Source organism: Gelidibacter algens (assembly GCF_001678675.1).
Lineage (GTDB): Bacteria > Bacteroidota > Bacteroidia > Flavobacteriales > Flavobacteriaceae > Gelidibacter > Gelidibacter algens.
Genome location: NZ_LZRN01000065.1, coordinates 1 through 13,031, shown reverse-complemented (window position 1 = coordinate 13,031; position 13,031 = coordinate 1). Strand labels below are relative to the sequence as shown.

At 35.3% G+C, this 13,031-nt stretch carries 10 protein-coding genes; 9 read left to right on the top strand and 1 reads right to left on the bottom strand.

Translation table 11 applies throughout. The annotated features are described in order from the left end of the window. Both A9996_RS20145 and A9996_RS18010 read left to right on the top strand, forming a co-directional pair. On the top strand, positions 1-652 hold a 652-nt coding region (locus A9996_RS20145; protein ID WP_169817267.1), incomplete at its 5' end, for a hypothetical protein. 18 nt (positions 653-670) lie between these two features. Further along, positions 671-1,372, top strand: coding sequence for a hypothetical protein (locus A9996_RS18010; RefSeq protein ID WP_066438573.1), 702 nt, complete (start codon positions 671-673; stop codon positions 1,370-1,372). 240 nt (positions 1,373-1,612) lie between these two features. Here A9996_RS18010 and A9996_RS18005 read toward each other — a convergent pair whose 3' ends face one another. Then, positions 1,613-1,927: a HipA N-terminal domain-containing protein gene (locus A9996_RS18005; protein ID WP_066438570.1), complete on the bottom strand. Its 315-nt coding sequence runs from the start codon at positions 1,925-1,927 to the stop codon at positions 1,613-1,615. 283 nt (positions 1,928-2,210) lie between these two features. On the opposite strand from A9996_RS18005, the gene A9996_RS18000 reads away from it, so the two are divergent. The 7 genes from A9996_RS18000 (at position 2,211) to A9996_RS17970 (ending at position 13,024) form a co-directional block, all read left to right on the top strand. Then, entirely contained in the window at positions 2,211-3,296 is a 1,086-nt protein-coding gene (locus A9996_RS18000; RefSeq protein ID WP_245905327.1) for a serine hydrolase domain-containing protein, read from the top strand. A 453-nt stretch (positions 3,297-3,749) separates the two neighbouring features. Next, positions 3,750-4,952: a hypothetical protein gene (locus tag A9996_RS17995; protein ID WP_245905328.1), complete on the top strand. Its 1,203-nt coding sequence runs from the start codon at positions 3,750-3,752 to the stop codon at positions 4,950-4,952. A 6-nt stretch (positions 4,953-4,958) separates the two neighbouring features. Continuing rightward, complete coding sequence (locus A9996_RS17990; RefSeq protein WP_066438561.1) at positions 4,959-5,528, top strand: condensin complex protein MksE; 570 nt, start codon at positions 4,959-4,961, stop codon at positions 5,526-5,528. Continuing rightward, positions 5,515-9,216: an ATP-binding protein gene (locus tag A9996_RS17985; protein WP_066438558.1), complete on the top strand. Its 3,702-nt coding sequence runs from the start codon at positions 5,515-5,517 to the stop codon at positions 9,214-9,216. Before A9996_RS17990 ends, A9996_RS17985 begins: the two co-directional genes overlap by 14 nt. Then, on the top strand, positions 9,216-10,079 hold the full coding sequence (locus tag A9996_RS17980; RefSeq protein ID WP_066438554.1) for a DUF7281 domain-containing protein: 864 nt from the start codon (positions 9,216-9,218) through the stop codon (positions 10,077-10,079). The genes A9996_RS17985 and A9996_RS17980 overlap by 1 nt, the downstream gene beginning before the upstream one ends. A gap of 608 nt (positions 10,080-10,687) precedes the next feature. After that, positions 10,688-11,773: a Fic family protein gene (locus A9996_RS17975; RefSeq protein ID WP_066438552.1), complete on the top strand. Its 1,086-nt coding sequence runs from the start codon at positions 10,688-10,690 to the stop codon at positions 11,771-11,773. Between the two features lie 348 nt (positions 11,774-12,121). Then, on the top strand, positions 12,122-13,024 hold the full coding sequence (locus A9996_RS17970) for an IS1595-like element ISGal1 family transposase (RefSeq protein ID WP_066430526.1): 903 nt from the start codon (positions 12,122-12,124) through the stop codon (positions 13,022-13,024). Positions 13,025-13,031: the final 7 nt, after the last annotated feature.

The window sequence follows — 13,031 nt, the reverse complement described above, 5'->3', positions numbered from 1 at the left end:
GATCATTTTAGAATTCACTTACTCAGATATCGTAGGTAAACGAAAAAGAGCAATTGAAGATATAAGAGATTTTATTACAGAAAGTATTGACCAGAATGAACCAACAAGGTTAAATTTCAAAAACTCAAAATATAATAGCCATTTTAAACAGCTTATGTATTATTACTTCAATGCAAAATATGCTAAAAGTAAATTTAAAGAAGATGGTGAGGATCGCTCCTTAATTGACGACTTTAAAAACAATGAGTTTGATAATTGGAAAGTCTTTGAGAAATACACTCAAATTTTGAATAATAAAGCATCATTCATTAATGAGTGCAAAATGATGCGTGGTTCTTGTAAACGAATATGGCGATCCATTGCTGCTATAGAAACTAATGAAGAATACGTTTTAAAGTTGCTATACGCTTACGCAAGCTTTGGATTAAATAATCCTTATTATTATGAAGAAGCCGAAAAACATTTCATGGAAGGATTTGAAAGGTTATACTACACATGCGATAATTATCAGGATTTTGAAACTAAATTATATCAATTTGAAAAAATCTTATCGGGAGAAGTCAAATTCGAAAATTCCAAAGAATTTATCAAAAGAATAAAACACAAATTAATGCTTAAAATTAATACCGAATTTGTAAAAAAATTAATCTGAACTTATACGAATTAGAACATGAATGATATTGATACAATCTTATCTGATAATTACACGCAATTGGATAAATTAAAATTGGAATTACAGCAAATCGCAGGCCTTAGAGACAGAATTCAAGATTTAAAAGATAGCAACGAAAAATTGCCAGAAGAATTTCAAAGGAAGTTCCAGTTGATAATAGAGCATGCAACACAGTATAATGAAAGTTTAGGAAGTTCAGTGAGATTATTCGTTGATGGCAATAATGATCTTTTAGTAAAAAACATAAACGAGATTAAAAAGAACGTTAGCCAACTGCAAGAAATTAATATTGATTTTAGAAGTGAAATCACCCGTTTATCTGATATTGACTTGGAATCACATTTCAATAATCATCAAGGTAAATTGTCGGAAGTTTTCATATCAGTTAATGGTATAAATGGGGTAATTGCATCAATATCTCAAAATATTAATAAAATATTTCAAAATTTTGGAGATATAGAACAAACTCTTTCCAAAAATCAAAAGGATATAACTAAAAAGTTTGATTCGCTAACTGAAGAGCAAAAGAGTAGCGCAAAAGAGCTGTTGAATAAATTAAAAGAATCAGATGACATGTTAAATTCTATTATTTCCCAAAATAATTTATTGAATAAAAGAGTAGAATTTAATAAGAAATTGAGTTTTGGTATAATAGCATTTGTGATAATTGCAATAGTAATTTTGCTAATTAAAATCTAATGAATAGGATTTTTGTCCGGTCAATTTATTCAAAGGATGAGTTTAAGATGTCAGTAAAATTCCACTATGCTTCTAAAGAAACAAAAGATGAGGAAAAGGTAATTACTGGAGTAAGCTTCGCCGATCCGTGCGTTTTGTTATGTTCATCACTTCTTTGTATAAGTATTTTTATAGTCTGACACGATAGGTTTTGACTATTTCGGAGTGATGGTGCCACCTGTTTTATATGGATTAGGAGATCTATTCATCCTCGCTTAATTTAACCGTTACTGCTCCTACCAAATTATTGCCTTTAGCAATTAGTTGAGAGAAGTAATCATTTTTATCAATTTTTGTAATACGCAATAACCCCTCTAACATGGTGCCTTCTGGTAAGAGACCTTCAAAAAAGGGAGGGAAGGATGTATAGCTGTATTTTTTGTGTCTTGTTGGCATGGTCAATGAAACAACTGCACCTTTATAATTATCATCATATTCAAAACTATAATTTATTGCAGACAGTTCAGTTAGGACCCCAGCTCTTTTTCCGTGAACAAATATGATTGCTCTTCTCATGATGACTTAATTAAAGGAACCTCTAAATTAACATGGATTCTTCAGTAGGCAAACAAATTTGTTTACATTTATATTATGAGTACGTTAGTAGAAAAATGAAAAGGCATCCATCCTGGAATTATGTTGAAACGTTTACTCAACCACAAAGGTTATGATCAATAAAAAAACATTTTTCCTACTCTTATTTTTAACACTCGGATCACTAAATCTGAGCGCTCAAGATGGTCAAACTCTTGAAGTAAAATCAGCGCATAATGAACTCGCAGATATTCCTGGTGAAACCATGGGGCAAAAGCTAGAAAGTCTGCTTTTCTGGTCGCAAGATGAAAAGGAACGCCGCTTCCCGATCATGCACGCTATTTTTCCGAGTATTCTTATTCCTTCTGCTGCCCACAGTACTCCGTTGAAAGCGTATAAGAATATTACGCCAAAGTGGGAGGACGACACGACCTTGGATGCGTATATGAATGAGCATCGTGTTCAGGGCATTATCGTAATAAAAGATAATCAAATTCGCCTAGAAAAATATGGGGACAACAGTAATCAGGAGACGCTTTGGACTTCATTTTCCGTCGCTAAATCTGTTTCTTCGATGTTGGTGGGGGTCGCTTTAAAAGAAGGTGCTCTTGAGAGTCTAGAAGATCCTTTAAAAAAATATATTGATGAATTTAATGGTTATGACTACGGTGAAGTAACCGTCCGTCAACTGTTAACGATGACTTCGGGAATTGAATGGAATGAGGACTATGAAGATCCAAATTCAGATGTAGGACAAATGTATAAGGCGCACTGTCAAGGCGACGAGTCTCATATTTTAACCTATATAAAGCCGCTCAAATTCGCTCATAAGCAAGGAACTCATTGGAACTACAGTACCGGTGAAACTGATTTAGTGGGTATTTTGGTCCAGAAAGCCACAGGTATCAGTTTAGCGGAATATCTCTCAGAAAAGATCTGGAAACCCTTTGGTATGGAGTCTGACGCCTATTGGTTTGCGGATGAGTGTAGTCATCTCAATTTGGGTGGAAGTGGGCTTTCGGCGAGTTTAAGAGATTTCGCACGACTGGGAATGCTAATGTTGGACGGGGGTGAAATTGGTGATAAAAATATACTTTCAGAGGAATGGTTAAAGGATGCCACGTCACTACTTTATCAAACCAATGACCAAGGTGATGGCTATGGTTATTTATGGTGGCGTTTTAAAGATGGAAGCTATGGTGCTTTCGGGATTTTTGGTCAGATGATTTATATCAATCCTCATAAAAACCTTGTCATCGCCCAAATGGCAGCCTGGCCAAAAGCAGGTTCTAAAGAACTCACTCAAGGTAGAGACGCTTTTATCGATGCCGTTCAACGCGTGATTGATTGAAGAGAGACTATCCCAAAAAAGTTACACTGATTAAAATCACGTCCGATTGTTGTCAAAAGACTCCAAAACATGTTTTCAGCAGTTATGAGCAATACGGAGATGAATAGCCTCGTGTTTAATTATTTAAAATATAAAAAATTCGATTTCTTTCTATCTGTTTAAAACGGTAACTTACCTTGATTTTTTTCTTTGACGGGATAGGACGAAAAAATTAAACCATCCATAGCTGAAAGAAAGACGCCATTCGTTTAAATTCATAAAGGCGTATATGGACAAACTTGGTTGACGTTAAAGGTAAAGATGATTTTAGTTGAAATAAGTCTTCCAATTTTTTAAAGAGTATTGAGGAGAATTGTCCTTTCTAGCAGAGATAAATTTTTGTTCTGGAAAGAGCTAGTAAATCTGCCCAAATTCATATTTTGATTCTCCCAAAATATTCTTAAATTTAGCGCCATGGACATTCAATCTTTCAATGATATCAAGGAATTGCTCACTGCTCTAAAAAGAGAAGACAGACTTTTTTATGAAATGTTTGGAAAGCGAAAGTCGTTGGAGTTTAAACTTTCTTATGCTCTGGAACTGGTCGATTTTGATGAAGCGCGCATAGATTATCTAGTCAAAAAGTCGGTGTTGCGGGAAAACGGAGGACTGTTGGAAATCGATGGTCTATTTTTGGAGTTTTTTGAGCAAGTCCTTGAAGTGAATGAGGAAATTAATTTGGCCTCCATTGATGAAAATATCAAATCCATTCAGGAAAACATTGTTTACTTTTTAAATGAAAATAGCGAGCATAGAAGACATGCCTATCTACGAGAGATAAAAAGAACTTTTCGCAAAATAGGCGTTGTAACGATCCGTAGCGTTATTGACCTGAGACGTAAAGTTGACAATACCTTTAAAAATGAGCCGAATTTTAAAAACAAGCAACTCAAATTAAAACATCTTGATGAGAAAAGAGTGATGGTAAAAAAGCTGAGTGGTCAAGCTCTTGATCTTATCAATGAAAACCAGCCCGTCTTTTTTAAAACCTCCCAGGATGAGGAATTGAAACGGATCATTACAGAGTTGAAGCTTCAGCTGAATGAATGTTCCCATAACTTGATCGAAATTGAAAAACAGATTATTGATTATCTGAATCAGATTAAGCACCAAGGCTTGTTTTTGGAGAAGCTTCGTAAATTAAAATATCTAAAGGATCATTTTACCATTGAAGCAGAAACGGATATCAAACAGCACTTAGCAAAAAGCAATTCCTTAATTTTTGAACGAAGATTGGGAGAACCTCTTAATCTTTCATTGGATTTTATTCTCAATGAAGAAAGGGCTTTTGCATCCATTAAGAAAGTTGCTAAAAATTATAAATCCAGAACACACATCGTTCCCGAGCTCGCAGAAACTATTGCAACCGATTTTCTTGAAAATAATGTGGAGCAAGAAGTCATGATCAATCTGGAGGAGGTCCGAAATCATTTTTTGGCCACAGGCGATAATCTGTTCAACTTTATCGCAAACTACAACTTTAACAAGGACGTCGGTTTTGAGGAACGGGTTACAGTATATTGTCAACTTGTGTCCATTTATGATCAGGAATTTATGATTGCCAATGAATTTGAAAATTTTAATGGTGTGGAATACGCTATGGTTTATCCTAAATAAATAAAGATGAAAACAAAATACACCTCCGAAATTTTTGAAGTGCTTCGCCGTGGTCGGTTTATATGCTCCAATAGTCCCGACGATCGTATAAAAATGCTCTACAACATTCTTGAGGAGGAGGAAACATTTTACGAGTTGCAAAATTATTTCGCCCATATCAATTACAATTTAGAACACGGAAACGAATATTTCTATTTTAGTCGCTTGGAAAGTAATACGGATCTGGATAGGAAACTTAATAAGGCCTTTGGCTGGATAGACTTGCTGGACTTTTTAAAAACATTTGACACTTCTTTTGACGTGGGTTTTAGGTTTTCGCCTGCAGAAATTGTCAATCAACTAAAGAACAATGCCGATTTAAAAAATAAATTGGACAATCTAAAAAGGCTAGGCGCCGATAAAAAGAATTATTCCGAAAGAGTTAAAAAAATAATCGAGCAATTGGTTAAGGACGATTTTGTGGCCTTAGAAAATGAAATGTCCGAAACCTACAAAGTGCTTACCTCTTTCAATTATTTAAAAGAATTGGTTATCGCTATTAATATTCCTGAAGAAATAGAGAATGAGATACCTTAATAAAATCATTTTTATAAACAGCGCATCGGTGGCCTATGCTGAGATTGAGCTTGACGGCAACGTGCATCTGATTGGTACCCAGGGTGTCGGAAAGAGCACACTTTTACGTGCCATTTTGTTTTTTTACAACGCCAACAAGGTCAAACTTGGAATTCCACGTGAGAAAAAAAACTACGACGATTATTATTTTCCTTATCAAAACTCCTATGTCATTTATGAAGTAATGAAAGATGGCGTTCCATTTTGTGTGCTTAGTTACAAAGTGAACGGCAAAGTAGCGTTTCGGTTTTTTGACTCTGGGTATGAGCAACAGCTCTTTATTGACCATCAGAATCGGGCGTTTGAGAATTGGGAGCAGATTCGTCAGGCTTTTGGCAAATCAATTTATTATACACCTATCATTTCAAGTTATGATGAATTCCGAAGGATTATTTACGGCGATAATAAATCCCTGAATCCTGAATACAGAAAATATGCGATTATAGAAAGTAGGCAGTATGAAAATATTCCACGTACTATTCAAAATGTGTTTTTAAACTCCAATCTGGAAGCTAAATTCATCAAGGACACCATCATTAATTCCCTTAATGAGGAAGAGTTTACCATCGATTTGGAGAATTATTCCAAAAACCATCTCCGTGAATTTGAGAGTCAAATTAATGATATCGCTATTTGGTCCAAAGCAAATAGGAAAGGAGAAGTGCCTATCCGAAAACAAGCGGATAGCATCATTGACCATTACCGTATTCATAATTATTTGAATCGGGAGAAATCGGAGTTATTTCGGAATTTGTTGTCGCGAATGGATTATGTAGAACAACAAAAGCCAATACTTCAGGTCGAGATTACAGAAGAAAGCCAAACAAAGGATCGATTTTATAAAGAGTTTGAAAAGCTCAAAGAGTTACATCAAAAGCGGGAGCAAAAAATAATTTCTGAAATAGATTATTTCAAGAAACAGATTGCGGAAGCACAGAGGAAACAACAGGAATATCAAAGAATCGAAATTGATATATTAATTTCTAAGGTCGCGGAGAAAGAATCCTTGCAACAGGAAAGGGGCGCATTGGCTGAAGAAAAAAACCTGCTCACTTCAAGATTTGCAGATATCAGGACGAAATATGAAAACTTGATTCGGCAAATCGAAAATGAAAAGCAAGCTTACTTAAATACCAAAACTTCAGAAATCAATCAACTGGAGCAGATGTTTGGAAATTCCAAAATGGAACTTTTTACCAGCTATCTAAAAATAGTTAACGACATTAAAATCAATTCTGAAGCAGAAAAAACAAATGCGATAGAAGAGATCGAAAGACTTAAAAATGAGAAACACCGTCTCGATAATCAAAAATCAGAATTAAAACATCAAATCTTTTTTGAAAGTGAAATAGGAGCGGGCAAACAAAATCAGGAGCAGTTGATTGCCAAGATTTCTGCTGGTTATTTCACGATTACGGATTCAAAGCACCAAATCAAAAACGCTAGAAAAGAATGGGAACTTGAAACTGAAAGAATAGGCACCCGATTTGAAGTTGAAACGACAAAGGCGAACGATCAAAGAGCTGAAGCTGAAAATGTAATAAAGGAAATTGAGTCTAAACTATTCCAAAGTGAAGATTCCTTTTATGGCTGGTTAAATAAAAATGTTTCGAACTGGGAAGATACTATTGGGAAAGTCATTAATGAAAATGTTCTTTTTCACTCGGATCTTGAACCAGAACAGTTTGAAAAGGAAACGGAATCTCTATTTGGTGTCCGCGTCAATTTGGAAGTTCTTGAGAATAAAATTAAAAGTGTTCAAGAATATCGGCAGGACATAGAAATATTAAAAAAACAGCTGGAGCAAATCCAAAAAAACAGTATTCGGATAGAGGCTGAAAAAGAAACGGAACAAAGTAAATTGAAGAGTGGTTTTACCAAAAAAATCAAAAGTTTAAATGATTTAATTGCAAAAGAAGACTATGAGTTAAATCAGAATGAGGAAAAACAAAAGATCAATAGCGTCAAATTGAAAGAATGGGTCGAAAAATCAGATACTGAAAAGAAAATAAGAGCCACCGAAATTGAAAAGAAGTTAGAAAATAGTTCTTATGAACTTTCAAAAGCAACAGATCAGTTAACGGCGGTTAAGAAAAATATTTCGAGAAGGATTTCATTAAAGGAAACGGAACGGGATAAAAAGACTGCTGATTTAGAGGCAAGTAAAAACGAAAAAGTTTCAACCTGGCAATCTTCTATTAACAATCACAAAGAGCAATCAGACCTTCGCATTGAAGTACTCCGCAAAAATCAGATGGATGAATTGGAGGATAAAGGTGCAGACAGAAAACGATTGGAAGAAATAGATGGGAAATTGTCTACTATAATAAGTTCCTTGGAATTTATAGCGCAAAATGAAAAAACTGTCATCGAATACCAAAAAGATAAACGAGAGTTATTTGACTTTCTTCCGCAATGGAAAACAGATAAAATTACGCTAGAAAAACAACATCTTCATAGTGCTGACACCCATAAAATTGAACTTTCAAAGTCCCATCAAAAGCTAAGCCATCAAACAGAGAAGGTGAAATCGCTTGAAGATAAGTTTTCTATTTTCGAAAATGATATTTCAGAATTTGAAAAATTCAAAAAATCCGAAGCTTTTGCTGGTATGGAAGCCGTTTTGGAGGATTCTTCTGACAAAGAAGAACAGGATATTTCAAAAAAGGCTTCGCTTTTTATTTCTGAAATTAATGACAAATACTATAAAGGAATTGGTAAGTTTCAAGAACTTCAGCGTTCCATTAATGGCTTTGTTAGCAACTTTAATGAAGCGAATGTGTTTCAATTTAAAGTACAATTTGGCAATGATGAAGAGTATCTCAATTTCGCCCTTAACCTCAAAGAATTTATCGAGGAAGATAAAATCCAAGAGTATCAGAAACGCGTGAACGAACGCTTTGGAACTATCATTAATCAAATAGGACGGGAGACCACGGAACTGACTTCTAAGGAAGCTGAAATTGAGAAAACAATCAAAAAAATCAATGATGATTTTATACATAAAAACTTTGTGGAAGCCATAAAGGAAATGGAAATGCGTACGCAGAAAAGTTCCAATCCTATTGTATCCCTTCTTTTGGAAATAAAGGATTTCAATGAGGAGCACAGTCTACAATTGGGACAGATAAACCTTTTCAGCACCTCAGAATCGTCTTCGAAAAACCATCGCGCCGTGGAATTGGTCAAACAGTTGATAAAAGAACTGGAACGGGCCAAGACGTCCACTTTAACCTTATCTGAATCCTTTGATCTGCAATTCCGTATCGTTGAAAATGACAACGATTCCGGCTGGGTGGAGAAGCTTTCAAACGTTGGTAGTGAAGGAACGGACGTTTTGGTAAAAGCGATGATAAATATTCTACTTCTTAACGTATTTAAAGATAGTGCCTCGAGAAAAATAAAAGACTTTAAATTGCATTGTATGATGGATGAGATTGGGAGATTGCATCCCAATAATGTGAGGGGAATTTTAAAATTCGCCAACGAGCGAAATATCCTGCTCATCAATGGTTCTCCAACAAGTCAAAACGCGACGGATTATAAATACACCTATAAATTGGCTAAGGAACAATCGAAAAGCAATCCAAAAAGATATTTGACCAAGATAAATCGATTGATAAAAGTGAATACAAAAATTTCGAATTAATGAAGTTGACTCCCAAAATAGCACGAATCCTTTTAAGGTTTACTCAAGGTGAAACGCTACCTGCCAGTGCTGCCAAAAGCCCGCTCGTTAGCGAATTGATTGCTGAAAACATCCTCCTTCAAAAAGGAAAACACCGAAAAACCCTAACGCTCAGCAATGAAAAGGCGCTTTTAGTATTTCTTTCTAACCAATTGCAAATCTATAATTTGGAGGATTATATTACTGCACTTGACAATAAGGAGTCCAGCCGTGCTGACTTTGTTAATGTAGCAACCGACTCAAAAACATCCAAGGAAAGAGCCTTTAAAGGTTTTTTGATCAATGCCTACGACCACATTAATGCCACATTAAACGCCAAGGATTATCCTATTTCTCCCCATAATGGCAGTTTTGCATTTATCTATGATTATGAAAACTTCCGCATTCCGGAGGATATCACGATTGTAGGTGTGGAAAATGCCCGAAATTTTCGACACATTCAAGAACAGCGCTATCTCTTTAAAGATATCAACCCGTTATTTATTTCACGCTATCCACAAAGCCAACACAAGGATGTGATTTCCTGGTTAAAAACAATTCCCAATCAGTATCTGCATTTTGGAGATTTTGATCTGGCGGGAATTGGAATATATCTCAATGAATATAAGGTTCATCTCCAGGAACGATCCCAGTTTTTTATCCCTTCCAATATTCAGGAATTGATACATCAATTCGGCAATCGTCAACGGTATAACAAACAAATCCGAAATTTTAATGTTGAAATTGCAAATGAACCGCTTCTTGACAATTTGCTAAAGATCATTGAAATGGAAAAGAAGGGTTTGGATCAGGAATATTTCATTCAAACATTGAAGAAGTTATGATTTAAAAATATTTGCTCTCTAAGATATCATTGCAAGTGCCCCAATTGTACGTCATTGCGCTTAGCGAAGCCAAAGTACGAATATTTTAGCGGCATTACAGTGCTACGAAGTAAACACGGAGTACCCTCTATTATAAAAATTCAAAATAATAAGGCCTGATTAATCCCATAATTGAACCTAACAAACCTAAGCCGAAGACAAAACTAAATAAAGGTCAAAGCGATCTATAAATCCTCGATCGGTCTTTTGCATGTAGGGACCGGAACAGCTAAATCCATCAGCAAAAAATGGAATATTATATAGAGGGGGGGTAAAACGGTTTTAAAAACCAATTTTGACAAAAAAAATTAAAACATGCTAAAATTTATCCCAATTGGTCTGTGGTGATTTTTATTGGGAGTTTGGTGTTTGGGTTTGGAGCTGTGCCATTATTAATATTGGCCTAAAAATTATTATTAAAAACCACTCGCAATTTGAACTTTAATTCCATCGTAGATTTCAAACTATAAAACGAAAGTAGTCATTACACATAATTGTGTAACAAGGGTAATTTTTCACTATATTTACCCTTGTTGACAAAACGAACGTCATCATTACTTGTGTTTAAAATGAAAAAATTCGATAAAAACATACCTTATAATAATCTTCCTCTACTTCCACCAAAGGCAAGTCTGGAGACAACTAAAGTATTGCGTAAAACTATTGAAGCGAGTAGGGCATTGGCACAACTAAATGGTATGCTCACTAATTTGCCAAACCCTACCTTGTTTTTAGATACCATTCATTTACAAGAAGCTAAGGCGAGTTCTGAGATAGAGAATATTATAACAACCAACGATGATTTATACAAAGCGTTGGTTGCAGACAAAAAATTTGACAACCCTGCCACAAAAGAAGTTATAAGCTATAAAAAAGCTTTATGGAATGGTTTGCGAGATATAGAAAAACGCCCTTTTATAAGTACCAACCTTTGTATTGAAATTGTACAAAGCATTAAAAATAATACAGCAGGCATTAGAACAACTCCCGGAACAGCATTGAAAAACACCAAAGGAGAAACCATTTATACACCACCATTTGGAGAAGCCGTTATTAGGGAAAAAATGGCAAATTTAGAAACTTTTATAAATAGCGAAGGCATCATAGACCCATTAATCAAAATGGCACTAATGCACTACCAATTTGAAGCCATACATCCATTTAGCGATGGGAATGGCAGAACAGGGCGCATTTTATTATTGCTTTATCTGAAACTCTCAAAACTGTTAGATACACCTGCCATTTATTTAAGCGAGTATATTATAAAAAATAAAGCAGACTATTACAGCAAATTGCGTGAGGTTACAGAAAATGATGATTGGGAATCTTGGATACTCTATATGCTCGAAATGGTTGAATATACAGCTAAAAAAGGGTTAAAACGCTTAAAAGATGTAACAGATTTAATGCAACAAATGACTGCTGAAATAAAAGAAACCCTACCTAATGTGTACACAAAAGAGCTTGTAGAGATATTATTTAGATTGCCTTATACCAAAAGACAGTTTTTAATTGACGAAAAACTAGGTACACCAAAAACAGTTGGTAACTACCTAATGGCACTAGAAGAAGCAGGTTTTCTTATTTCTGAAAAAGTGGGTAAAGAAAAACTATATCTCAATCATCGGTTGATGGCTGTTTTAGAAGCTTCTTAGTCAAATCCATTATAAAGCAATACAGCTCAACAGATAAACCTACCAGTCATAAACAGAAGTATTATTTAACAGAAAAAGAGAAAGCATTTGATCGACTATGACATATACCGAGTTTATGATATAGTTTTTAAAAATAGGATTAGTCTTCAATTACGAATTGTACGGTATACTTGTTCACAATAAATGACTGTTCATGAATAATGAACATACTAAAAAAGTGAACTACTTCGGTATAATTGTACCGATTGGATTGAGCGTGAAGATGCAATAAATATAAAAAACGTTAATTTCAAATTTTTGAGTTAATCATTTAAGTTCTGTATCTTGCGCCCAATAAATATAATGATTATGGATGTGTTTAAGGGTCAAAATATACTGAACTTTGTAAAAGAATTGCCGGATGATGATTCCTGCAAGGCTTATTTGGCTAAAATAAAATGGCAGGATGGTTTTAAATGTATGAAATGTGGACACACCAAAGGATGTGCAAAAGCGGGATACACCTATCAATGTTATAACTGTCAGCATGTGGAGAGCTCCACGGCAAATACATTGTTCCACAAAGTTAAGTTCGGGCTCCATAAGGCATTCTGCATCGTGTTCGAGATGGCCACCAGCACGAAGAGCGTGTCAAGTGTCCAGATGGGGAAGCGCTTCGATGTCCGACAGGGAACTGCCTGGTATTTTATGCAGAAGGTGAGGATAGCCATGCAGAGCAGCCAGCAATATCCATTGTCGGAAATTGTCCATGTGGATGAATTCACGGTTGGTGGAAAAGAAGAGGGCAAACAGGGCCGGAGCTATGACTCCAAGAAGAAAAAGGCAGTGATAGCGGTGGAGCTAGACAAAAAGCACAAAATCAAAAGGGTCTACGTAAGATCGATCGAGGATTATTCAGCGAGATCCCTGACGCCAATCTTCGAAGAGCATATCAGTACGACCGCCAAAGTGGTAACAGATAAATGGCGAGGGTATGCACCGTTGATGAAAGACTATAATATTGAACAGAAATACAGTGCAGGCGGCAAGAACTTCAAGGAAATGCATATTGTTATAATGCAGCTGAAATCTTGGTTGAGGGCAATTCCAACACATGTAAGCAAATGGCATGTACAGAGATATTTCGATGAGTTCTGTTTTAGGATAAACAGGTCACAGTTCAAAGAAACCATTTTTCACAAAACCATTGAAAGAATGGTCGCCAAAAAACCGATATATCAACAAGTAATAAAACAGCACGTAAGTGTGTAACTCAATT